The organism is Paraburkholderia sp., assembly GCF_049581445.1.
Lineage (GTDB): Bacteria > Pseudomonadota > Gammaproteobacteria > Burkholderiales > Burkholderiaceae > Paraburkholderia.
Genome location: NZ_JBAURZ010000235.1, coordinates 1 through 24036, shown reverse-complemented (window position 1 = coordinate 24036; position 24036 = coordinate 1). Strand labels below are relative to the sequence as shown.

Genomic DNA, 24036 nt, shown 5'->3' with positions numbered 1-24036 from the left:
TCAATACCTGTGCGCAAGGCGCATACGCAGCAGTTCCTTCGCCGCCCCCTCGGCATCCACGAGGTAGTTGAATTCGCCTGCCACGAGCGTCGCCACCGCCACACCGTCGCGATACAAAACGCGGTTGCCAGCCACTGCCGGCACCTTGTTGCCCGGCAGGAGGGTGCCCACCAGGTTGAGCGGATCGGTTCCGGCCACGCAGATCAAAGCACCATCGCTGGCATGACGGCGCACTTCGCGCAGCAACGGAATCGCTTCAGGCAACGCGAACTGTTCACCCGCGAGCCCATTGATAAAGCGTCCGCCGCGCACCAGCCCACGTGCCTCCAGCCGCTGCAAAACGCGTAGCAGATCACGCCACGGCGGCAACCATTGCGCTTCGCGTTCGAGCACGCGCCAGAACACCACGCCATAGCGGCGCAACAGGGCCATCGCCAGTTGTTCGAGTACCTCCGGCGCGAGCTGCGCCGCACGACCGTTGGACTGGGACGATGCAGATTTCACCGCGTCGGCCGTCGCGTTGTCCATCAACGGATTGCGGCGGCGCACAAGCGCCCAGCGTCCCGCGTCGTCCATACCGCCGATCAGCGCGCCTGCGCGCGCCCCCCGCCGACCCGCGTAGTACGCGTGACGCTTGGCGACCGGTTTGAGCAACGCGCGCAGCCCCGCGAAACTATCCGAATTCACCAGGCCGGCAGCGACCAGTTCGCCTAGCGCGTTCTCCAGTTCGATACGCAACAGACGGACATCTGTGAGCAGTTCGTCGAAGAACATCGCGCCGTGCTGCTTCAATGCGTCGTACACGCTTTGCGCTTTTGACGATAGTTGCGGCTCTTTCGACTGATCGATCAGCCCGCTCCACATCGCTACATCCCGTCTTGGCAACAGCACGATCGGCGTACTGCGCACGGGCGCAGCCGCGGTGCGTGAGCGCTCGGTGAGGCGGGTCCAGACCAGTTTGCCGGCGCGGCATAGCTCGTCGAGCGAGCTGCCTGAATAGTCCTTGAGACGGGCAGGCAGGATATCGTCTTCCCACGCGCCTGCGGCGGCCTCGAATCCGGCCAACTGTTCCAGCACGGCGGCGAGCGCGTCGCGGCCTTCGCCGCGCGTCTCAGGAGTCAGATGCTGCCATTCGAACAGAAAGCGCATGTAGTCATGTCGCTCCACCGGTTCGATCTCGCGCCGCAAGCGTCGCACCGTATAACGATGAATCCGAGCCAGCAGATGCCGTTCGCACCATTCTTCCGTGGAGGCGCCCGGTGTGAAACGACCGCGCATCACATAGCCTTGGGCTTCGAGCGTCGTCAGGGCCTGTTCGACGGCGACATGGGGCAACGCCAAAGCGTCGGCGACTCTGGCGACGGGCAGCGGGCCGAAGCCGGTCAGCCGGGCGCGGATGGTCTCGACGAGCGCGTCGTCGACGTTCCATGAGTCGGTGAAGCCCTTGGGCGGCTGGATTGGCGGCTCGATCGGCGCGTCTGGATAGAGCGCGCGCAATGCTGTCAGCCGTTCGGCGGGCAGCCATAGCGAAACGTCAGGCGTCACCTGCATCTGGGTCGCACGGCCGGATTGCGTGAGCGCCGTTAGCCAGCTAGGCCAGCCGTCGTTCAGCTGCGCCTCGACGGAGGTGATGCAGGCAAGGCCGGTCAGCGCTTCGTGCATTTCATCGCTATTGCGCGGCTGCGGCCACGCTTCGTCGCGCACCCCTTCGATTGCGTTCGCATCCAGTGCACCCAGATCGTCCGCCGACGCGGGATCGGACCAGCGACGGTTGAGCACAGCCTGGGTGCGACGCTCTTCGATTGGCGCGTCGTCGAGGTATGCATAAGGCTTGGCCGTGAGGATTTCGGCTGCGAGCGGCGAGGGCGCAGGCAGTTCGCGCGTGACCAGTTGCACTTCGCCTCGTTCGATGCGGCGCAGCAGATGCAGCCAGCCGTCAGTGTCCATGGCTTCATGCAGGCAGTCGTCTACCGTCTGATCCACCAGCGGGTGATGCGGCAGCTCGCGCTCGCCGACAATGTTTTCCAGACACGCCGCCTGATCCGGAAACACCGCCGCCAGCAGATCTTCGCTGCGCATGCGCTGCAATTGCGGCGGGGTTTTGCGGCCGCCGCTATAGCGCGGCAGAGCGAGCGACGTGGTAGCGTTCCAGCGCCAGCGCACGCCGAACAGCGGGGCATCGAGCAGTGCCTGGATCAGGATATGTTCTGCCGTGTTCGAGTGCAGATAGCGCCACACTTCATCCAGTGCGAAGCTATGGCTGCCGGTCAGCGAGAGGATGATGGCGTCCTCGGTGGCGGCGGCCTGCAATTCGAAATTGAAGGTGCGGCAAAAGCGCTTGCGCAGGGCGAGGCCCCATGCCCGATTGAGACGGCTGCCGAACGGCGCATGAATGACCAGTTGCGTGCCGCCTGACTCGTCGAAGAAGCGCTCCATGACGAGCGTGTTTTGTGTGGGCAGCGTCGTTAGCGCGGCGCGTGCCCGCGCCAGGTAATCGACGATCTGGCGCGCGGCCGCTTCGTTCAGGCCGAGAGTGCCGCACAACCAGTCCACCGCACGTTCGATGCGGGGGGCAACGGATGCGGGCGTGTGTGATGGACTGGTGCCGTTGACTGACGTTCGACTCTCAGTGTTGCCCACGTTCGGCACGTGCCCAACGGATACGCTTGCGGCTGGCAGCCGCGTAACAACTACGTCGGAGACCGAAGCATCGGAGATTGAAACCTTTGAAGCTGAGACCCTGGAGACCGAGGCCTTCGAAACTGACGCCTTCGAAACGGAAGCCCTCGAAACGGAAGCCCTCGAAACAGAAGCCTTTGAAACAGAAGCCTTTGAAACAGAAGCCTTTGAAACAGGGGTCTCGGTCTCCGAAACGGAAGCCTCCACAACCGTGAACTGCCGTCCACGCTGACCGCCATGCCGTGCCGCGCTAACCGGAGCACCCGCCACTGCCTCAACCGTCTGCGGCTCATCAGCACCATCGAGCAACTGATCGATTTGCGTGCGCAACCGCGCCACACCAAAGGACAGCTCGTCGCTACGCCCCGGCGCCTCACCCAGCCAGAAAGGGATGTTCGGCGGCTGACCCTGCGCGTCTTCCACTCGCACGCGTCCACTTTCGACCCGCAGAATCCGATACGACGCATTACCCAGTTGAAACACGTCTCCGGCGAGACTCTCCACGGCGAAGTCTTCGTTGACGGCGCCGATATTCACGGCTTGCGGTTCGAGAATCACCGCGTAATCGGCGTTCTCGGGGATCGTTCCGCCGGAAGTCACCGCCACCAGTTTGCCGCCGCGCCGTCCACGCAGCGTGCCGCCTACCGCATCGCGATGCAGATACGCGCCGCGTGGTCCGTGACGGCTGGTATAGCCCTCTGCGAGCATGCGCAGCACGGCATCGTATTGGTCGCGGGCCAATTCGGCATAGGGTGCGGCCCGCCGCACCAGATCAAACAGCGCATCCTCGCTCCATTCCGCGCTCGATACTTCCGCGACAATCTGCTGTGCGAGCACGTCGAGCGGCGCGCGGGGAATCTGCAACGCGTCAAGCTCGCCGCGTCGCACGCAATCAAGCAGCGCGGCGCATTCGATCAGGTCGTCGCGTGAGGCCGGAAACAGCCGTCCCTTTGGCATGCCACCGACGTGATGCCCCGAACGTCCGACCCGCTGCAAAAACGGCGCGATCGCACGGGGCGAACCCATCTGGCAGACAAGGTCGACGTCGCCGATATCAATGCCCAGTTCCAGCGAGGCCGTCGCGATCAACACGCGCAGTTCGCCGCGCTTGAGCCGTTGCTCGGCGTCGAAACGATGCTCTTTGGCAAGGCTGCCGTGATGCGCGGCAACCGCATCCTTGCCGAGCCGTTCCGTGAGATGGCGCGCGGCGCGCTCGGCCATGCGGCGTGTATTGACGAAAATCAGCGTCGTGCGATGCTGCGCGATCAGTTCAGCGAGGCGGTTGTAGATGAGTTCCCACACCTCGTTGGCCATTACGGCTTCCAGCGGCACCGGCGGAATCTCCAGCGCGAGATCACGTTCGCGCACATGACCGACGTCGACGATCGCACAGTCCGCTGGCGTCTCGCTCGTCACGCTGGCGCCGCCCACCAGAAAACGTGCCACCGCACCAATCGGTTTTTGCGTCGCGGACAGGCCGATGCGCGGCACGCGCCGGCCGCACAGCGCGTCGAGCCGTTCGAGACTGAGCGCGAGATGGCTGCCGCGTTTGCTGCCCGCAAGCGCGTGAATTTCATCGACGATCACGGTGCGAGTCGTCGCCAGCATGCGGCGGCCCGAGTCGGAGCCGAGCAGCACGTAAAGCGACTCTGGCGTCGTCACGAGAATGTGCGGCGCGCGCTTGCGCAGCGCGTTGCGCTCCTGTTGCGTGGTGTCGCCCGTGCGTACGGCGGTACGGATTTCCAGCGATGGCAGGCCGCGTTGCGCCAGTTCCGCGCCGATGCCTTCCAGCGGAAGTTGCAGGTTCAGGCGAATATCGTTGGATAACGCTTTTAGCGGCGAGACGTAGACCACCAGTGTTTCATCCGGCAGCGCGCCGCCGTTGGCGAGTCCTTGCTGGACGAGGTCGTCGAGTGCCGATAAAAACGCCGTGAGCGTTTTGCCTGATCCGGTGGGCGCGGCGACCAGCGTCGAGCGCGCGCTGCGGATGGCCGGCCATGCGGCCGCCTGCGCGTCGGTGGGCGCGGGAAACGTCTTCAGGAACCAGCCGGCGACAGCCGGATGAAAACTATCCAGCACGCCGGCGGACGAAGCGGCGAGAGAGCCTGGCGAGGCAGGAGAGGCGGGCGACATGCTGGCGTAGATGGGGACGCGGCGAGCCATATCCAGAGGACGGCAGTACCGTCCGGTTTGCGGAGTGTTTCACCAGTCTCGCAGGTTTCGCACACGCTTGCCAGGCGGGCATTCGCGCGTGCCTACGAACTCCAGCGCGCGCCGGCATGCCGTCAGCCGGAATTTCCCGCATGCAGTATCCTCAGATGTTTCCACTGACATGGCGGAGTGCTCACGATGCGTTATAACCAGCTAGGCCGCACCGGCCTGTTTGTTTCTGAGCTTTGTCTGGGCACCATGACGTTTGGCGGTGGTGAAGGCATCTGGCGGCAGATCGGCGATCTGCAACAGGCCGATGCGGAACGTCTGGTGGGCCGCGCGCTCGATGCCGGTATCAATTTCATCGATACCGCCGACGTTTATGCGCAAGGCCTCTCCGAACAGATCACCGGGCAAGCCCTGAAAAATCTCAAGGTGCCGCGCGATCAGGTCGTGGTCGCGACCAAGGTGTTTGGCGAGACGGCTAAATCGGCCAATACGCGGGGCGCCTCGCGCTATCACATCATGGATGGCATCAAGGCGAGCCTGAAGCGTCTGCAACTTGATCACATCGATCTTTACCAGATTCACGGTTTCGACCCGGCAACCCCGATCGAAGAGACGGTGCGCGCGTTCGATACCTTGGTCCAGCACGGCCACGTCCGTTATGTCGGCGTGTCGAACTGGGCCGCGTGGCAGATCGTCAAGGCGCTAGGTATTGCTGAGCGCCACGGTCTGGCGCGCTTCGAGACGCTGCAGGCCTATTACACGATTGCGGGTCGCGACCTGGAGCGGGAACTGATGCCGATGCTGCAAAGCGAAGGCTTGGGTCTGATGGTCTGGAGTCCGCTCGCAGGCGGGCTACTCAGCGGCAAGTACGGTCGTGAACAGCAGGGCGAAACGGGTAGCCGTCGCACGACATTCGATTTTCCGCCGGTGAATCGAGAGCGCGCTGATGACTGCATCGACGTCATGCGTGGCATTGCCGACGCAAAAGGCGTATCGGTGGCGCAAATCGCGCTTGCGTGGCTGCTGCAGCGACGCGCGGTGATGTCGGTGATCGTGGGCGCGAAGACGGTGGAACAGCTCGACGACAACATCGCGGCTACGCAAGTGAAGTTGAATGCCGACGAACTGGCGAAGCTCGAGGCGGTGAGCGCGCTGCCGTCCGAATATCCGGGGTGGATGCTGGAGCGCCAAGGCGAGCCGCGCCGGGCGCAGCTCAAGGAAAGCGGTCAGCGCGGGGAGTGATGGCGCGTCAAGGGGAATGAAGGGCGGCAGCCGCATCTGCGCGGCCCGCCAGTGCCTTAAGGAGGCTTAGCGTCGCTTAGCCTGCCTTGGCTTCGCCCTCGACCTTGCCGAACCAGCGCCGCTCGGCGTTGGCAATCAACCAGCACACAAGCAACGCGCTGACGGTGCCGAGGGTGACCTGGCCGAGCCGCTCGAGCGCTACCTGCCACGGCGGCCCAATCCGTGGCACGAGCAGCATGATGGTCGCCGTGATGCCGCCCAGACGCGCGGCGCTGCCGATATTCGCTCCCCAGCAGATGATGATCGCGCAGGCCACCGTCGCGATGTACGCCAGAAAATGGTCGTGGCCCAGCACCGCACCAGCGAGACCGCAAACGCCACCGACCATCGCGCCGATAAACTGGTCGCGCGATAGTTTGCGGGTGTCCACGTAGCTGTGCTGCGAAACGCCAATCGCCGTGATGGCGGCCCAGAAGGGCTGCTCGGCGTGGACCAGTTGTGCTATCCAGTAGGCGAGGCTCGCCCCCGCCACGGCTTGCAACGCCATGATGCAGCCTTCGATCAGCCGGTCGGGGAGCGGGATAGCCTTCAGAAAGGCAAACAGCGAATTGGCGGCGCTAAGCCGCGCTGCGCGCCGGGCGTGGGGGGATGGCGTCATGGGAGATGAGGGCTCGCGTCAGCATGGTTCGAGGAAATGCCCTCCATTTTATGGGGTTGCGCGCGCCGCTACCCATCACAGTTTGACGCCGCCGGCTTCTGGCGCATCGGAACTGCCCGGCGGAATGGCTTCGACGCCCAGGTCGTCGCGGCTGCGCGGTTCGACAAGGTCCCCGTCGTGGACCCGGCCGGGATTCCAATACGGCTCGCGGCCGTAAAACTGATGAATCGAAGTGGCCCAGGTTTCATCGGCCATCGACGGCCAATGGTCCTTGTCGAAGCCCGGCGCATTCTTGATGCGCTCGGACGACATCCCCACCTGAAAGCATTTGCGCTCGGTGTCGAGCGTGAGTGCGTGCCACGGGATAGCGAGCAGCTTGTCGCCGATGCCGAGAAAACCACCGCTAGATAGCACCGCATAAGCGACCCGGCCGGAGCGCACGTCGAGCATGATGTCCTTGATCTTGCCGATGTCGTCGCCCTCGATAGAAAGCACCTTGTCGCCATCGAGCGTACTCGCAGCCATCACCTCCGGGCCGGGCCCAGCCGCGCTGGCGCCGCCTGCACCCACGATCTTCGCGCCTGCTGTGCCGCGCGTTTCGTTGAGCATGGTCATGATGATTCTCCCTATGAAGGATTGATGTCCTTGAGTTTTAGCAACGCGTGTTCCTCGCATGAAGCGTTATGGCAGGCTGGTTTTGTCGGTGAGTGGGCGCATAGCCCTGTGGCGAGGTGAGCCTGGGACCGCAAGTCGTAGTCCGTGGGTTTATACGTTCTGCGCGCTGGTCTCTTACAGTTGCCTTAGACCGGCGGTTCGCCAGACGCCCATAGATGGACGACCGCACGGTAATGCGTGCGAAAAATTTGCAATTCTTGCGCGCGTCAAGTGTTCTGGTCCACGTGCGAGTCCTACGTGTCTCCCTTGGAGCGCCGCTGCATAAAGGCGGTGACTCGCCGAGCCCGTATTCGGCCCAAATCTTGCTGCGCTGCAGTGAAAGATGGGCCTGGCAATGCCGAACGGCGGCGTCGGATCCGAAGAAACCGGGTCGCCTGCAATCCGATCCGGCTCTTTCGCAGCGAAGCGCATCAAGACTTTTCACCGGATCAAGCATGACCGCGGACAGATTTCACTCGCGCGCCACCTCGCGGCACGGCCCAGGCCACCGCACGGAAATTCGGCCACCGGCATCAGACGAGCGTCGGGACGGCCGCGCCGCGCAACGAGATCAGCCGATTGTGCAAACGTTGCCAACGGTGCAAATAGCACAAACGGTCAGCGCGCTGCAGACCCTGATCGCGCTGCTGTTTGCGCCGCTAGCGTGGCTGGCGCAACTAGGTATTGCCGAACTGGTGCTGGGTCAGGGATGCGTGGCAAGTGGTCCGCTGTTCGAGGTCCATACCATGCCGAGGACGCCGCTCACGGTTTCCATTGCAAGCTTGCTCTGTCTGATCTTCGCGGGCCTCGGCGCGTCGATTGCCTGGCGCAACCTGTGGCGTACGGCGCGGATTCCGTGGCGTTTTCCCGCAGCGTTCAAGGGCACACGAGCCGAGCGCGACTGGTTCCTTTCGCGCGTCTGTGCACTCTCCAGCACGATGTTCGTCCTCGGACTGCTGGCAACTGATATCGCGATGCTGTTGATGGCGCCTTGCAGTCCCTGGTAGCTCATCCTGGCGAGGTGGCTGTCCAGAATCGGTTCTGTTCAAGCGCATGCATTGGAGCGTCCGGTGCAACCCGAACGCCCGCGTTTCGTGAGGACTAAGGCCGCGCGGCCACTTCATCCAGATGCAGCAACAGATCCGCTGGATCTTCGTAGACACGCAACGCACCCGCGCGCTCGAGCTCATCCGCACCGTAACCACCGGATAGCACACCCACCCCTAGGGCCCGGCAGCGCCGCGCTGCAAGCATGTCCCAGATGCTGTCGCCGACCACTACGCTATGGTCGATCGGCACACCGAGCCGCTGCGCTGCGGCGATGAACAGATCCGGATCGGGCTTCGCGTACTTGACGTCGTCACGGGTCACGACGACCGTTTTGTCCGGATCGACGCCGAGCGCGGCCAGGTTGACGGCAGCGGTTTCCATCCGGCCGCTGGTCGCAATTGCCCAGCGTGTGCCGCTTTCGGTCAGCGCCGCGAGCAGTTCACGCGCGCCGGGCAGCGGCCGCACCTGGGTACCCAGCCGCTTGTACGCCTCGGCATGCAGATGGCGCAGTTTCTCGATCAGCTCGGGCGTCATGTTGCTGTGGGTCTCCCGCAGCAGTTGATTCGTGAACAGACCGCCGCTCATCCCAATCTTGCGATGGATGCGCCACACTGATAGTTCAATGCCTTCCTGATCGAGCGCCTGCTTCCACGCGAGGACGTGCTGATACACGCTGTCGACTAGCGTGCCATCGAGGTCGAACAGAAAGGCGGTTTCGATACGCATAATGACTCTCCGAAACAAAGTGGGGGCGGGCGGACAAGTCACTATGGTAATTCGCCTTGGTGCAACTGTGCTGCGAATGCGGCAATCGGGCGGGAAGTCGAGGCGGTGAGCGCGCCGATCAGGTGGAGGTGGCCCGCGCTCCGCCACGTTTGACCTCGTGCGCGTGCGAACCGCTGGCGACACCTTTGCTGGCCGAGGTTTTTTTCAACGTGCGTGATTTCTTCAGGAGTGCTGTGAGATCCTTTTCGGCCGCTGCTGCGATGGCATCGCAGCCGGCTGCGGCCCTGGCGCTTCTCCCAGCCACGGCGCGTGTTCCGGGCTTGCGGTTCACCGCACGTTTTGCTGCCTGTTTTGTGGCTTGCCTGGCGGCGCGTGCGGCAGTGCGGGTCAGCAGTGTGGCGAATGCCGCTTCATCGACGCGCAGGCCGCGGCGTGCGCGACAGTCGATAAGTCCGTGCAACTCGTCAGCCTCGAAGGCTTCGATCACCACCGGGTGGATATAGCAACGGCGACACACGGCAGGCGTGTTGCGCAACAGCGCGGCCACTTCTTTAACCGTCGCCACAAGGTGGCGCCGCGCTTCCGCCGCGCTGCTGCATAACAGGCGACGCAAGGCGGCGAATGCGTAGACACTGCCCGCCCACGTGCGATAGTCCTTGGCGGTGAAGTCGGCATCGCTCGCGCGTTTCAGATAGTCGTTGATATCCGCTGACCCGACTGTGTGCCGGGTGCCGTCGTCGTCGATGTACTGGAACAGATCGTGGCCGGGCAACTCGGCGCAGCGTCGCACGATACGCTTGACGCGTGGATGGTCGATGGTCACATCGTGTTCGATGCCACTCTTGCCACGAAACCGGAAGCGCAATTGGCCCGCTTCGATTTTCAGGTGCTTTTTACGCAGCGTCGTGAGCCCATAAGACTGGTTATCGCGCGCATATTCGACGCTGCCGACGCGAATGAGCGTCGCGTCGAGTAATTGCACGATGGCTGCGATCACTTTGTCGCACGGCATGCCGCCGAGCTTCAGATCGCGGGCGACGCGTGCGCGGATCTTCGGCAGTGCCCGGCCGAAGGCGGCGAGACGCTCGTATTTGTCTGCGTCGCGCGTCTCGCGCCAGCGCGGATGATATCGATACTGCTTGCGTCCGCGCGCATCGCGACCCGTCGCCTGCAAGTGGCCGCGCGGATCGGGGCAGATCCATACATCGGCGTACGCGGGCGGGATGGCGAGTGCGTTGATGCGCGAAATCTCGTCAGTGTCGTCGATCCGCTTACCGTCCACGTCGAAGTAGGCGAATCCCTCTTTAAGCAATTTGCGCGTGTAACCGGGACGTGTGTCGTCTGCGTGGCGCAAACCGCTGGGCATCGCCGCATGCGCAGTGACCGCGTTCGCAGCGGCGTCTGCAGCCTGATCAGGAGTGGATTGGGACGGAGTCGTCATGATTGGCGGTCAACGCTGAGGTTTAGGGCGGATTATGCGGTTCGCCGGGATTAGCGCCGCGAATGCCGAATCGTTGCAGTCGCTGGCGTTTGCCGTTTGCCGTTTGTCGTAGTTCAAAGCAAGGGCAGTGCCTAAGCCTGCGAGGACGCCTCGCATGCAGCCCTTGCGCAATCTGCACGCACCGAGCGGCGAAGCTTTCCAACCCTCCAGCCGCGGCGTGTGCGGAACAGTCCTTGCGGCGCTTTCATGCAGGTACTGAATACTTCCCGCAAACCATGGAGGTTGACATGAGCAGCACATTGAACCCTGACGACGAACCACACGGCGAGCCGCAACAGATTCACGAAACCGCCAGCACAACCGGTGCGTTAGGCCCGAGCGATTCCTCGGATAGCGGCAGCGACGTGGCGGGCGCCAAGCGCCATGTTTTCGATGTCGATTCGGAATTGGACAATCACGCACTGGAAACCGGCGACTCAGAACTGGGCAGCGATACCGACAGGCACGGCACCGGCGAACGGGCCGCTGCCGATGGCGACGCCAATCTTTCGCCAGACGCGGACATCGAACCGGACCGCGTGGAAAACCTCGTTGCACCTGACGACCTCGACGAACCGGGCAGTCCCAATAACGCCTGATTCGTATGGGCATGGGTTTTGCTGAATAGCGTGAAACGAATGCGGAGAAGCTTCGGGACAGGCTGTATGCGAGATCCAGGCACAACGATCGCTGAATTTTTTTCACTCTCGCAATGATGGAGAAATACGAATGGATAAGTCACTTCAGGGCTGCAAGGTTGCAGTCCTCGCACTCGATGGTTTCGAGGAGGCTGAACTGGTCGAGCCGAAGCGCGCGCTTGCGGAAGCCGGCGCGACGGTCCACGTGATCTCGGCAAAGCCCGGCACGATTCAAGGTTTCAAGCACGTTGACAAAGGCGACACGGTGAACGTCGATGCCACTTTTGACAAGGCAATCGCGGCCGATTACGACGCGGTAGTTTTACCTGGCGGCGTCGTGAATGGCGACGCGATTCGTTCATTGCCGCAGGCGCAAGCCTTCGTGAAAGCGGCCAACAGCGCGCACAAGCCGATTGCAGTGATCTGCCATGGCACCTGGTTGCCCGTCTCGGCCGGCATCATCAAGGGTCGCACGGTTACAAGCTGGCCGAGTCTGCAAGACGATATTCGAAATGCGGGCGGCACGTGGGTCGATCAGGAAGTCGTCGAGGACGACAACTTCATTAGTAGCCGCAAACCGGATGATCTGCCTGCTTTCAACAGAACGTTGATCGCACAACTAAGCAAGCATAAGTCAGCTTGAAAGTTGCGAGCCGTCAGTCGACCTGCGAACCAGGGAGAAAGTGCATGAGATTCAGGTATTCCCTTCAAATGAACGCGATTCTGTCGCGGCCTGCTTATGAGGACGCCACCATGCGCATCACTTTTTCTGACGACGCGCCGGACTTCGACGGTTCGAGCCTGAGCGTACAATTTATAGCAACCGTGGACGGTTCACCGGTTATTTGCGCGATTACAGCTGAAGCGCTGGAGGACCATTTCGGCGCACCATCGGCGCTCGAAGATGCGCTGCTGGCAGCCTTCCAGCGCGGACGCTTGCGGATCCGCTCGGTGTGCGCAGAAGCCCTCGATCAGAACGACGGCGGCAGTGTCGTGCTGCATAGCGGGTTGTTCCGGGTTGAAGGTTTGGATCCGGGGCATGGTCACGCCGCATGACGTCCACGGTTGCATCAACCATCTGATCGATGCGTTACTTCTATTCGCGATGAAAGGAGGTTTTATGTCACTCATCGTCGCAGCACGCTTTACCACTTTCCCTGCAGCTGAAGACGCCGCGCAACGACTCTTTAATAGCGGGTTCGTCGAAGAAGATGTAACGCTCTTCTTTGTCAATCCAAGCGGCCAGCACGCACGTTATCCGATTGGCGGTGATACCGGCACGGACGCCGAAGCCCGGGAAGCGCCCAAAGGTGCGGGCAAGGGCGTAGCCATAGGCGCGGCGCTCGGCGCTGTGGTGGGCGTCGGCATCTTCACCTTCTTTGGGTCGCCGATGCTCGTCTCGCTTATCGCTGCCGGGGTGGGTGCGTATGTCGGTTCACTGGTCGGCGCCATGTCTCACACGCGAACAGGCGGTCGGCGCGGACAGCACGAGGCTCTCCCTCGGGAGATGCGGGATTCCGGCGTTCTGGTGGCGGTTCACGTCTCACCGGATAGCCAGTACGACGCCGCGCGTGTTCTGCGTGACGCCGGTGGTTCCGCGATCGAACGGGCGACAGGCCGCTGGCAACAAGGCCGTTGGGCCGACTTCGATCCTACTCAGCCGCCCAAGCCACTTGGCGAATTTACCGAGAAACACGCCTGAACGGCTTGGGCGCGTCTCCTGCCTCGTGATGGCGTAGTGGGGGCAGGAGATGCTGCTGTTCGGCGAGATCGCGGCGTCACGCTGTGCGACACCGCTTATCTGAACTGAATGCGCGGAAAAAGCGCCAAAAAAACGCGGCGGCCCGTTCATGCGGTCGCCGCGCGCCTAAACTTGAATCAAACCCAAATCTGAGGCGTGGTCTGGTGGGTGCGAGGAGCGCCTTCCACCGCCCGTTCGCTGCGCGTCGCTGCGCACGAAGCTGGAGCGAGACCCGGCTGAACGGCGCCGCAGGATAGTGCGGCCGCGGGGCTTTGCGCCGGCGCTTTCAGCATGTGTTCACGAATCTGCAAGACGGCGGCCGATGTAACGATGGCTACGGCCAGCAGAAATTCCGCTCTCCTGATCTTTTTCATGGTTTAGCTCCCTGTGTCGGTGTTGCCTGCCCGTTGCTGTTTGATTTCGCCGCGTTCCGCCGACTTATGGGCGAATACGTGGTGTTGTGGGCAGCATCAAACGAGCAACATTCATGCCATTGCCGTCACGACTCGCCAGGCCTTCCTGCACGAGGCTTTTCCCGCTTTCATGGCGTTTTGGCATGGAAGATTTACCTGACCGGGGGAGTTGTTTGCAACTGCGCGCGCCTTCGACAAGCGGAGATAGCAAGACGAACCGGGCACGCCTCATGCGGCCTCGTGATGTTCAAGCCGTAGCCGTTGGCGACGGCTGTCGGTCAACCACGAAACCCGGAGGAACAGTATGTCTACCAACGTTACCGCTGTACTGAACGACCTCGTTGAAACGTCGAAGGACGGCGAGCGCGGCTTCCGCAAGGCGGCCGAAGACGCTCACGACACACAGCTAAAGGCACTCTTCGTCTCGCGGGCAGAAGATTGCACGCAGGGCGCACGCGAGCTACAGGACGTCGTGCAGAAACTCGGTGGAAAACCGGAAACGGGCGGCTCGATGAGCGGTGCGCTGCGGCGCGGCTGGGCCGACGTGAAGTCGGCCGTGGCTGGACGTAGCGACTACGAGATTCTCGCCGAGTGTGAAAAGGGCGAAGACGTCGCGAAGAAACACTACAGCGACGCGCTAGAAGAAGATCTGCCAGCCGACGTGCGAATGGTGATCGACCGGCAGTTTCAGGGCGTGATTCAGAACCATGACCGCATCCGCGATCTGCGTGACCAGTTTGCCGCTGCGAAGCGCTGAGTGCTGAGCGAGGAGCGAGTGATCAGTTAGCGCGCGGCTCGCGCTGGCGTCTTGCCACGGCGGTGTGTAGTGCTGGTTCGGCTATTTGCTTGACTCAATACAGGGTTAAGCAATAGCCAAACGCAGCGCAAATTCAAAAGCGGCCGTGCATAATTTGCACGGCCGCTTTTATCTGTCCGTTGTCACCGGCGTGCCGGCATCAACAGCACAAGGGACGGTTAGTCCGCCACCACCTTCAGATGGTTCTTGACGCTCTGCACGCCGTCGACGTTTTGGGTGACTTCGGCTGCCGCTGCCTTGTCATCCGAACTCGGCACCGTACCCGTGAGCCACACCACGCCCTTGCGGGTCTTCACGTGGATATGGGTCGATTTCACGTTTTTTGCGCCGAGCAGATCGGCCTTCACCTTGGTGGTGATGGTGCCGTCGTCGACATGCTGACCAATGGATTCTGAACTGGCGGACGGCGCTGAGGCACTGGTCTGCGCGGTGGCGTTCAGTGCGAATGCGACACAAGCGATGCTGCCAGCGGCCTTGAGGAAATGGAGAGGCTTCATGAATGCTCCTTTGTGTTGTTGAAAAATGGCGGTCTTGTTGCCTATGCGGTCGATGCGGCCGGAACGGCGCGCCGATGACTCGCGTGGGATCGTTGCCGCTACGGTTCCGTGAGGCCCGTCATCGACACCGGATGCCTGACTGCACGAGAGAAGCGGCATCCGTCCACGACAACCTGTACCGCAAGGGACGTGCCCGGGAACTTGGGATCTGCGCCAATGCTTCGCACTTTGCGTTGCAGCACCAAGATGGGCCGAGGTTTGCGCGGCGCAACATCCGCTTTTTAGCAGCGGTCTTTGGGCCGTCCACGCCCAGCGGATAAGCCGCGAGCGGATTGACCACGCAGTCCGCATTTTTCCGGCCGGTTGTAAAAAGCGACGCTGTGAAGCAGCGTTCGGACCCGCTCGAAAAAAGCAAAGCCGTGAAAAAACAGCACTTTGCGAGAGCTGGTACGACAGTTGCTCTGTACTGCGGAAACAACCTTTCCGAACTATTCAGAGGACTACAATGCCGCCTTCAATCGAACTACGCACAAGGCAGTCGCTCGCACTGACACCGCGCTTGCAGCAGTCCGTGCGGCTCTTGCAGCTGTCGTCCCTCGAGTTTCAGCAAGAGTTGCGCACCGCCCTCGACACCAATCCGTTCCTCGAATACGACTCGACCGAAACGGAGGACGTTGCGCTCGCAACTTCTTCCACGGGAGAGGAAAGCATCGCTGTTACGGCGGGCGACAGCGCCGCCGTCAGCGAACCTGAGGCGATGATGGAAGCGCCGGTGGCCGATTCGCGTGAGAGCGAAGGCGATAGCATCGGTCAGGACGATTCGTCCGGCGACTACGCAACCGAATTCTCCGGTGACTCTTATAGCCGCAGCTCGTCGCGCCAGAACGGCGATTCGGACGGTAGCGATCCAGCCGACTGGGCGCGCTCGCAACCGAGCCTGCGCGAGCAGCTGCACGACGCACTGCGCCTTTATCGTCTTGACGAGCGTGATCGTGAAGTTGCTCGTTTCGTGATCGAAGCCCTCGATGACGATGGTTACCTGCGTCAGGATCTTGCCGATCTTGCCGCCATCGTCGACCTTGATCCTGAACTGACCGAAGAAGAGTTGCTTGTCGCACTGCGCCTCGTGCAGTCGCTGGATCGTCCCGGACTCGGCGCACGTTCGCTCTCCGAATGCCTCGCTCTGCAGCTGCGTGCAATGCCTGCCGACGTGCCGGGCAGAGAGGTCGCGTTGCAAGTGGTCGAGCATCATCTTGAACGCCTCGCCCGCCGCGAGCAGGCGGAGTTGCAAAAGCAGATTGGCTGCTCCGCAGAAGAACTACGCGTGGCTTGTGCGCTGGTGCGCAAGCTCGATCCGAAGCCCGGCAATTTCTATGGCCGGACCGAAGACAACTACGTGGTGCCGGACGTGATCGTGCGCCAGGTGCGTAACAAGTGGACCGTGGCGATCAATCCGGCCGTGCAGCCGCGCGCGCGAATTCACCGCATGTATGCGGAGTTGTTTGCGCAGTCAGCGGGCGCGAGCCGCTCGCCGCTCGCGCAGCAGTTGCAGGAAGCCCGCTGGCTGATTCGCAACGCGCAACAGCGGTTCGATACGATCCAGCGTGTCGCGGAGTGCATCGTCACGCATCAGAAGGCGTTCTTCCAGTACGGCGAGATCGCGTTGAAGCCGATGGTGCTGCGTGACGTGGCCGAAGAACTCGGCCTGCATGAATCCACGATTTCACGCGCGACGGGCAACAAGTACATGGCTACGCCGCGCGGGATTTTCGAATTCAAGCATTTCTTTCCGCGCGAATTGGGCACCGAAAGCGGCGGCACGTGTTCCGCAGCGGCGGTGCGCGCGCTGCTCAAGGAAATGATCGCTGCGGAAAACACCAGCGATCCGCTCTCGGATGTCTCGCTTGCCCGCATGCTGGCCGAGCAGGGTGTACTCGTCGCGCGCCGCACGGTGGCAAAGTATCGTCACTTGATGAAGGTGCCGCCTGCGGAATTGCGTCGCCAGATTTAAGCGTCGCGTGCGGCCACGGGTAGCCGGATCACAACGGCTTTCGGTGGCCGCACGTTCGCCACTTTTCATCTCCGCGTAGCTGTCCATCTCAACGGTTTTCTAATCTTTCACATCCCACATAGGCCCCGAGCGCGGGCTCCCTGCCTCTAACGGCAGTAGCTCCTTACTGCGACTCAGTCCGCATCAAGCCATCGTCCCACAGACTCTTGCCCCGCTGATCGAGCACTACGCCACCGTAGACGTTTAGCGCGCGGCCCATTACATTGTTGGCCGGGCAGCATGGCACGCGTTTGCTGACGGCGCGTGCCAGCACGTACGTTGTCATCGCTTGATGGTGAGCGTAAGCGGCTCGTTGTTGCCGAATCGGCAGATAACCAGGTGAACCAATCGAACAGGGCGTGCTGTTGTGTTCGGCACGCAAAAACGGCGGCGCGCGGTACCGTGGACCTCCAGGTCCGCAGGTCTGCGTCGCGAGGAGTGTGGGGATGAAGTATGCGAGTCTGGTCGAGCGCCTGCAGGGCAAGCGCACGTCCGCGTGGGAAATTCATCATGCCGCGCAGGTGGCGCGCGCGAGAGGCGAAGATGTAATCGTGCTGAGTGTCGGCGATCCGGACTTTGCGACGCCCGAAGCGATCGTCGAACGGGCAGTAGAGGCTCTGCGTGCAGGCGATACGCATTACACCGCCGTGGTGGGGCGTGAACCGCTGCGCGCCGCGATTGCGCAGGAGCATACGCGTACCACGGGGCGCGCGGTTAGCGCTGAGAACGTGATCCTGTGCGCCGGAGCGCAGAACGGCATCTTTGCGACCTCGCTGTGCCTGTGCGAACCCGGCGACGAGGTCATCGTCCCTGAACCGCTTTATCTCACCTACGAAGCGTGCGTGCGTTCGTCCGGTGCGACGCTGGTGCCGGTCCCGGTAGATCCCGCGCGTGGCTTTCACCTCGATTGCGATGCGCTCGCGGCGGCCATCACCCCGCGCACCAAGGCGATCTTCTTCGCGACGCCGTGCAATCCCACCGGCGTGGTGATGCCGCGCGCCGATCTGGAACGCATCGCGCAACTGGCTCGCGAGCATGACCTGTGGGTGCTCTCCGATGAGGTCTATGCCGACCTGACTTTCGAGCGTGAGCACGTCAGCATCGCTGCGCTCGATGGCATGGCTGAGCGCACCGTGACGATTGCCAGCCTGTCGAAATCGCATGCGATGGCGGGTTGGCGGGTGGGCTGGGTAATCGGCCCGCAGGCATTGATTGGCCATCTTGGACGATTGGCGTTATGCATGCTGTATGGCTTGCCCGGCTTTATCCAGGAGGCGGCGCTCACCGCGTTCGAGCAGAAGGCACAGATCGTCGCCGAGATGCGCGAGGTCTACCGGCGCCGCCGCGATGTCGTGTATGAACGGCTCAGCCGGGTGCCTGGCCTGCGCTGTCTGTTACCTGAAGCGGGGATGTTCATGATGGTCGATGTCAGCGGTTGCGGACTCGATACCGTCGATTTCACATGGCAACTGTTCCGTGCGCAGGGCGTTTCGCTGCTTGACGCGAGCGCGTTCGGGGAGACGGCTAACGGCTTTGTGCGGCTCGGGTTTGTCGTTGACGAGTCGCGCCTGGTCGAGGCATGTGACCGGATAGCGGCGTTCGTGGGCAGTTTGCAACTCAAGCAGGGTTAATGGCGTCTTGATGCCGCGTTTACACCGGGCGGACAGGTTTTGCTCGCCTGTTACATGGTTCCACGTACTGTTCATCGCAAGCAAACAACATGCGGGCGATATGCAGGACAAACAGAAGAACCACCATCAATCACTGCTCGCGGGCGGCAAGGACCTGTCCGACCCAACCGTCAACGTCACGATCGGCTCGTCAATTCTGCGCGGTTATCTCGACGACAGCGGCGGGGATCTGGCCTCGGCGTTGGCACGCTATAACGGCGGCGGCAAAGGCTACGCGCACCGCGTCGCGCTGAATATGCAGCAATTCTCCACGCGCCTGCAAGCGCAACCCGATGCATTCGTCAAGGTCGCACTGGTCGAAACGCGCTAGCACGCCGGCTTCAGTGTGCTTCGACGGGCGCGAATACCGCCCCAAGGACATGTGCAATCTCCCGTAGCTGGTTAAACTCTGCGGAAAGAGAGGGGGAGTGCATGGGCAACCATTTTCGAATTTCGCGGCGAGGATGTACTGCAGCGGTACTCGTTGGCATTGTCTGGGCCGTGCCGGTTCAACGAAGTCACGCAGCGGACCTTGCCGCAAGTTCAGCGTCAGCAACCGCAGGCACGTCCGCGCCTGCGACAACGAGCCCGCGCGGCAACGTGGGCTCGCAACCGGAACAGGCGAGTACCGGACGCACGCGTTCAACCCGTGCAAAATCCGCGACTGTGCCTGATCCCGGGGAAACCGCGGCGCACGGTGAAGAGGACGAAGCGCACGCCGGCAACGCAAAGCCCGGCACGGCGATTCCAGTCCCGCCCGAGACCGCGTCGGTCACGCGCCATACAGTCACGCTCGACGGCCGCAAGCTTGCCTACACCGCTGCGGCAGGCAATCTGCTGCTGCATAACGACGCTGGCGAGGCAACGGCCAGCGTGTTCTACGTCGCCTACGTCGCGGATTCGAAAACCCCGTCGAATCGCCCGGTCACCTTCTGTTCAACGGCGGCCCCGGCGCCGGCAGTGTGTTTCTGATGATGGGTTCGTTCGGTCCGAAACGCGCGCATACATCGAGCCCGGCCATCACACCGCCTGCGCCGTATGTGCTGGCCGATAACCCGGACAGTCTGCTCGACAAATCGGACCTGGTATTCGTGGATGCGGTCGGCACCGGTTTTTCGAGAATCGTCGGCCACGCCACGGGCAAGAACTTCTACGGTGTCGATCCAGATCTCGCTGCTTTCACGCAGTTCATCGACCGTTATCTGACGGTCAATCAGCGCTGGAATTCGCCCAAGTATCTGCTCGGCGAATCCTATGGCACGACCCGCGCGGCGATGCTGGCGTACCAGCTGAGCGAGAGCAATATCGCTGGCGTACCAGCTGAGCGAGAGCAATATCGCGCTGAGCGGGGTGATCCTGATGTCCTCGGTCCTCAACTATGCGCACTACGCACCGGGCACGGATTTCCGCATCGAAAGCTACCTGCCGAGTTACGCAGCGGTGGCCTGGTATCACAACAAGATCGTGCCCAAACCGCCCAGTTTGCCCGCATATCTTGACGAGGTGCGCAGCTTTGCTCGTGGACCGTATGCGGCAGCGCTCGCCCAAGGTGACGCGCTGCCCGACAGCGAACGCGACGCCATTGCCGCGCAGGTCGCGCACTACACGGGGCTGGACGTGCAGTATGTGAAGGACTCGCGTCTGCGTGTCGGTCCGTCGGGTTTTCGCAAGCAGTTGCTGCGCAGCGAGTCGCGCACTATCGGACGTTACGATGCACGCTTCAAAGGGATCGATTACAACGATGTGGGTGACAGTCCGGATTACGACGCTTCGGTGACCAGCGTCGCCAGTGCGTTTGCTGCGACGCTGCATCAATATCTGGCTGATGACCTGCATTACACCCCGACGGATCGCTACCGCGTATTCAACAATGAAGCGGGCCGGGATTGGGACATGAAGCATCGTGCGGCGTGGGGTGAGCATCTTCTCGCTCCCTATGCAGCCGGGGATCTGGCCGAAGCGATGCGGCAGAATCCGCAGCTTCGCGTGCTATCGGTGAACGGCTATTTCGATCTGGCGACGCCGTTTTTCGCCACCGAATACGATCTGGCTCACATGCAACTCGACCCGTCGCTGCGCGGCAATGTGCAGATTGCGTACTATCCGAGCGGACATATGATTTACCTCGACGACGGTGCGCTGCATATGCTCAAGGGCGACCTTGACCGCTTTTATGGAGAGACGGTGCGCTAGGGGTGGGGGCCAAAATGCGGACGCTATAATTACAGCGCCCCGTTGTGCCCACTGCGCAGGCACCAACGCAACGCATACGGGCGACGACGGGGCTCGCGCAGCCGTCGCGGCGGCACCCTTGCACGTTTCCTTAAGCATCCACGCTACGTCCACCTTGCCTATGCACTTTCACCCGGTTCAGTCCTTCACGCGCAAACGTTTGTCCGATGTCGTGTCCGACCAGATCAAACGCCTGATCTCGGACGGCGTGTTGATGCCGGGTGACCGTCTGCCGGCCGAGCGCGATCTCGCGACCCAACTCGGCGTATCGCGGCCATCGTTGCGCGAGGCGCTAATCCGTCTGGAAGCGGACGGCTACATCGAGACCTCGGGGCGGGGCGGCTTTACCGTGGTGGACGTGACCGCGCCCATCATCTCGAAGCCGCTCGCGGAACTGCTGCTGCAAAATCCGCGCACCAGTAGCGACATTCTCGAACTGCGCCAGGGGCTGGAGTCGATTGCGACGGTCTATGCCGCCGAGCGCGCGACCGCCGCCGATCTGCTGAAAATCCGCAACGCGTTCGAAGAGCTGAAGGCCTGTGCGCTGTCCGAAGATCGCATCAACCTGGCCGAACTGGACGCGGCGTTCCACCTTGCTATCGCGGACTCGACGCACAACGTCGCGCTTGCACACGTGATCCACGGCATTCACACGCTGATCCGCGAAGGAATGCGGCAGTATCACCGCCTGATCGACTACGACGACGCGAAGGAAGCGCAACTGCTGCTCCAGCATCAGGCGATCTTCGATGCCGTGATGGCCCGCGACGCGCAAAAGGCCCGTAAGGCAGCGGAAAGCCATCTGACGTACGTGCGCGAGCTTTACGCAGAAGACGCGGCGAAGCCGACCTGAAGCGCTAAAAGCCCCGGATTGACACCCCCAGACAAGTTCCTTATAGTCTTGGTCATACCAACATGACCACATTGACCAGCGTCACTGACTGGCACTACTGCGTACTGCGTTAGGCGCACTTCCGCAGTACAGTAGGTGTCGCGACACCCCGCGCAAGCACGCCCCATGTGGTGCGGAATTGGCGCCTGGCAGCACCCGGTTATCAGCCTTGTTCCCTCAATAAGCTGGCCCTCGAACCCATGAAAGTCTCACTGTTCATCCCCTGCTTTATCGACGCGTTCTATCCCGAGGTGGGGATTGCCACGCTCGAACTGCTCGAGCGTTTCGGTATCGAGGTCGACTACCCGCAGGAGCAGACCTGCTGCGGCCAGCCGATGGGTAATAGCGGGGCGCAAAGCGAAGCAGCCGGCGCGGAGAAAGTGTTCGCGCGCAACTTCGCTGGCTATGACTACATCGTGGGACCCTCCGCGAGCTGTATCCATCACGTGCGCGAGCATTTGACCGCCATCGAGCAAACCGACGAGGTCAAACGCGTGCGGGCCGGTGCTTATGAACTGGTCGAGTTCCTGCATGACGTGGTCGGCGCCCGCGAATTTCCGTGGGCTGAGTTTCCGCATCGGGTCGGCCTGCACAACAGTTGCAGCGCGTTGCGACATCTGAAGGAAGCGTCCATCTCCGAGGTGGCCGGCACGCCGTTCTCGAAACCGCTCGCCTTGTTGCAAGGCGTCAAGGGGATCGAGTTCGTGAAGCCCACGCGGCCCGATGAGTGTTGCGGTTTCGGCGGTACTTTCTCGGTGACCGAGGAGCCGGTTTCGGTACGAATGGGGCAGGACAAGGTCCGCGATCATCTGAACGCGGGCGCGGAATATATCGTGTCGGGCGACATGTCGTGCCTGATGCATCAGCAGGGCTGTGCGGAACGGATGAAGGCCAACGCGCGCTTTATCCATATCGCGCAGGTCCTGAATGGAGCACGCGAATGAGCCGGATCGATCACGCGAAAGCGGCAGGCGCGTTTATCGCCAAGACTGAGCACGTGGCGTTTCATGACAAGCGTCTGTGGGATCTGCGCGAAAAGCGCGATGCACAGGCGCATCAGATTCCCGAATGGGAAACGATGCGTGAACTGGCTTCGGGTATCAAGGAACACACGCTATCGCATCTGTCCGAGTATCTCGACCAGTTTGCAAGCGCCGCCGAAGCGAACGGCGTGGTGGTGCATTGGGCCGCGACGGCCGAAGAGCACAACGAACTCGTCTACAAGATCATGTCCGAGCGCGGCATGACGACGCTGGTGAAGAGCAAGTCCATGCTCACCGACGAATGCGCGATGCGTGACTATCTGGAGCCGCGCGGCATCACGGTGATGGAGACCGATCTGGGCGAGCGCATCCAGCAACTCGATCATCAGGACCCAAGCCATATGGTTGTGCCGGCCGTGCACAAGTTGCGAGGCGATGTGGCGCAACTGTTCGGCCGCACCATCGGCACCGATCCGGACAATAGCGATATTCATTACCTCGCGGAAAGCCAGCGGATGAATACGCGGCCGTATTTCGTCCGCGAGAAAACGGCGGGTATGACCGGCTGCAATTTCGCAGTGGCGGAAACGGGTACCGTGACGGTCTGCACGAATGAGGGCAATGCGGATCTCTCCGCGAACGTGCCGCCATTGCACATTGCTTCGATTGGCATCGAGAAACTGATTCCAAAAATTGCCGATCTTGGCGTCTTTATTCGCATGCTGTCGCGCAGCGCGCTCGGCTCGCCGATCACGCAATACACCTCGCACTTTCGCGCGCCGCGTCCGGGCACCGAGATGCACTTCATCCTCGTCGACCATGGCCGCGCCGAGCGGCTCGCGATGGAGGACTTCTGGTACTCGCTCAAATGCATCCGCTGCGGCGCGTGCATGAATACTTGCCCGGTGTATCGACGCAGTGGTGGCCTTTCATATGGCGGCACCTACTCGGGACCGATTGGCGCGATCATCAATCCGACCTTCGATCTCAAACGCTATAGCGCGTTGCCTTTTGCGTCGACGCTCAACGGCAGTTGCACGAATGTGTGTCCGGTGAAGATCAATATTCACGAGCAGATCTACAAGTGGCGCGAGGTGATCACCGAGCAACACGAGGTGCCGTTCGTGAAGCAGGAAGTGCTCAAGATGGCGGGCCGTTTGCTGGCGAGTCCGACGCTGTATCGGGCGACGGTGTCGTCGATGGGCGGGGCGCTGCGGCGGCTGCCGAATTTCGTGCTGTATAACCCGCTCAACATCTGGGGTAAGCAGCGTGAATTGCCGGAGGCCCCGAAGCTGACGTTTCACGCGTGGTACAAGAAGAATCGGGGAGGTGGTGATGGCAACGCGTGAAGCATTTCTCGCCAAGGTGCGCGCGGCGCAGCCCGACGGGCGGCCGCGACCGGAGGTGCCGTTGTTCGCTTCCGTGGGCGGCGATCTGCGCGCGCGGTTTACGGC

22 protein-coding genes are annotated in these 24036 nt (G+C 62.0%); 15 read left to right on the top strand and 7 right to left on the bottom strand.

Translation table 11 applies throughout. The annotated features are described in order from the left end of the window. Complete coding sequence (locus WCA85_RS20415) at positions 1-4812, bottom strand: DEAD/DEAH box helicase (protein WP_424066731.1); 4812 nt, start codon at positions 4810-4812, stop codon at positions 1-3. Positions 4813-5028: 216 nt separating this feature from the next. On the opposite strand from WCA85_RS20415, the gene WCA85_RS20410 reads away from it, so the two are divergent. Continuing rightward, complete coding sequence (locus WCA85_RS20410; protein ID WP_424066691.1) at positions 5029-6081, top strand: aldo/keto reductase; 1053 nt, start codon at positions 5029-5031, stop codon at positions 6079-6081. 76 nt (positions 6082-6157) lie between these two features. Here the strand turns inward: WCA85_RS20410 and WCA85_RS20405 are convergent, their stop codons facing one another. Together WCA85_RS20405 and WCA85_RS20400 are read right to left on the bottom strand one after the other, a co-directional pair. Then, on the bottom strand, positions 6158-6739 hold the full coding sequence (locus WCA85_RS20405) for an FUSC family protein (protein WP_424066690.1): 582 nt from the start codon (positions 6737-6739) through the stop codon (positions 6158-6160). A 75-nt stretch (positions 6740-6814) separates the two neighbouring features. Next, the gene (locus tag WCA85_RS20400; RefSeq protein WP_424066689.1) at positions 6815-7354 is read right to left on the bottom strand and encodes a PRC-barrel domain-containing protein; all 540 of its coding nucleotides are present in this window, start codon (positions 7352-7354) and stop codon (positions 6815-6817) included. A gap of 638 nt (positions 7355-7992) precedes the next feature. Here WCA85_RS20400 and WCA85_RS20395 point away from each other — a divergent pair. Beyond that, on the top strand, positions 7993-8400 hold the full coding sequence (locus WCA85_RS20395) for a hypothetical protein (RefSeq protein ID WP_424066688.1): 408 nt from the start codon (positions 7993-7995) through the stop codon (positions 8398-8400). A gap of 94 nt (positions 8401-8494) precedes the next feature. Here WCA85_RS20395 and WCA85_RS20390 read toward each other — a convergent pair whose 3' ends face one another. Both WCA85_RS20390 and WCA85_RS20385 read right to left on the bottom strand, forming a co-directional pair. After that, positions 8495-9169 (bottom strand): HAD family hydrolase, encoded by a 675-nt coding sequence (locus tag WCA85_RS20390; protein ID WP_424066687.1) that lies wholly within the window; start codon positions 9167-9169, stop codon positions 8495-8497. Between the two features lie 118 nt (positions 9170-9287). Further along, positions 9288-10610 carry a DNA topoisomerase IB gene (locus tag WCA85_RS20385; protein WP_424066686.1) on the bottom strand — a complete coding sequence of 441 codons (1323 nt, stop codon included), beginning with the start codon at positions 10608-10610 and terminating at the stop codon, positions 9288-9290. Between the two features lie 287 nt (positions 10611-10897). Between WCA85_RS20385 and WCA85_RS20380 the strand changes: the two genes are divergently transcribed. From WCA85_RS20380 to WCA85_RS20360, 5 genes are all read left to right on the top strand, one after another. Continuing rightward, positions 10898-11248 (top strand): chemotaxis protein, encoded by a 351-nt coding sequence (locus WCA85_RS20380; RefSeq protein ID WP_424066685.1) that lies wholly within the window; start codon positions 10898-10900, stop codon positions 11246-11248. Positions 11249-11378: 130 nt separating this feature from the next. Next, a complete protein-coding gene (locus tag WCA85_RS20375; protein WP_424066684.1) occupies positions 11379-11930 on the top strand; it encodes a type 1 glutamine amidotransferase domain-containing protein in 552 nt (183 codons plus the stop codon). 68 nt (positions 11931-11998) lie between these two features. Next, positions 11999-12343 (top strand): DUF1488 domain-containing protein, encoded by a 345-nt coding sequence (locus tag WCA85_RS20370; RefSeq protein ID WP_424066683.1) that lies wholly within the window; start codon positions 11999-12001, stop codon positions 12341-12343. A 64-nt stretch (positions 12344-12407) separates the two neighbouring features. Continuing rightward, positions 12408-12989 (top strand): glycine zipper domain-containing protein, encoded by a 582-nt coding sequence (locus WCA85_RS20365; protein WP_424066682.1) that lies wholly within the window; start codon positions 12408-12410, stop codon positions 12987-12989. A 756-nt stretch (positions 12990-13745) separates the two neighbouring features. Further along, positions 13746-14198 (top strand): PA2169 family four-helix-bundle protein, encoded by a 453-nt coding sequence (locus tag WCA85_RS20360; RefSeq protein WP_424066681.1) that lies wholly within the window; start codon positions 13746-13748, stop codon positions 14196-14198. A 218-nt stretch (positions 14199-14416) separates the two neighbouring features. Here the strand turns inward: WCA85_RS20360 and WCA85_RS20355 are convergent, their stop codons facing one another. Further along, positions 14417-14755, bottom strand: a complete 339-nt coding sequence (locus tag WCA85_RS20355) for a BON domain-containing protein (protein ID WP_424066680.1) — start codon at positions 14753-14755, stop codon at positions 14417-14419. Between the two features lie 505 nt (positions 14756-15260). On the opposite strand from WCA85_RS20355, the gene WCA85_RS20350 reads away from it, so the two are divergent. Beyond that, positions 15261-16766 carry an RNA polymerase factor sigma-54 gene (locus WCA85_RS20350; RefSeq protein WP_424066679.1) on the top strand — a complete coding sequence of 502 codons (1506 nt, stop codon included), beginning with the start codon at positions 15261-15263 and terminating at the stop codon, positions 16764-16766. Between the two features lie 163 nt (positions 16767-16929). Here the strand turns inward: WCA85_RS20350 and WCA85_RS20345 are convergent, their stop codons facing one another. Then, positions 16930-17091 (bottom strand): hypothetical protein, encoded by a 162-nt coding sequence (locus WCA85_RS20345; RefSeq protein ID WP_424066678.1) that lies wholly within the window; start codon positions 17089-17091, stop codon positions 16930-16932. 160 nt (positions 17092-17251) lie between these two features. Between WCA85_RS20345 and WCA85_RS20340 the strand changes: the two genes are divergently transcribed. The 7 genes from WCA85_RS20340 (at position 17252) to WCA85_RS20310 (ending at position 23931) form a co-directional block, all read left to right on the top strand. Beyond that, entirely contained in the window at positions 17252-18436 is a 1185-nt protein-coding gene (locus tag WCA85_RS20340) for a pyridoxal phosphate-dependent aminotransferase (protein ID WP_424066677.1), read from the top strand. 100 nt (positions 18437-18536) lie between these two features. Next, complete coding sequence (locus WCA85_RS20335) at positions 18537-18806, top strand: transglycosylase SLT domain-containing protein (RefSeq protein WP_424066676.1); 270 nt, start codon at positions 18537-18539, stop codon at positions 18804-18806. A gap of 101 nt (positions 18807-18907) precedes the next feature. Then, the gene (locus WCA85_RS20330; protein WP_424066675.1) at positions 18908-19447 is read left to right on the top strand and encodes a hypothetical protein; all 540 of its coding nucleotides are present in this window, start codon (positions 18908-18910) and stop codon (positions 19445-19447) included. Beyond that, complete coding sequence (locus WCA85_RS20325; protein ID WP_424066674.1) at positions 19438-19974, top strand: hypothetical protein; 537 nt, start codon at positions 19438-19440, stop codon at positions 19972-19974. Before WCA85_RS20330 ends, WCA85_RS20325 begins: the two co-directional genes overlap by 10 nt. Positions 19975-20828: 854 nt before the next feature. Beyond that, a complete protein-coding gene (locus WCA85_RS20320) occupies positions 20829-21560 on the top strand; it encodes a FadR/GntR family transcriptional regulator (RefSeq protein WP_424066730.1) in 732 nt (243 codons plus the stop codon). A 239-nt stretch (positions 21561-21799) separates the two neighbouring features. After that, positions 21800-22543 (top strand): (Fe-S)-binding protein, encoded by a 744-nt coding sequence (locus WCA85_RS20315; protein WP_424066673.1) that lies wholly within the window; start codon positions 21800-21802, stop codon positions 22541-22543. Further along, positions 22540-23931: a lactate utilization protein B gene (locus WCA85_RS20310; protein WP_424066672.1), complete on the top strand. Its 1392-nt coding sequence runs from the start codon at positions 22540-22542 to the stop codon at positions 23929-23931. Before WCA85_RS20315 ends, WCA85_RS20310 begins: the two co-directional genes overlap by 4 nt. Positions 23932-24036: the final 105 nt, after the last annotated feature.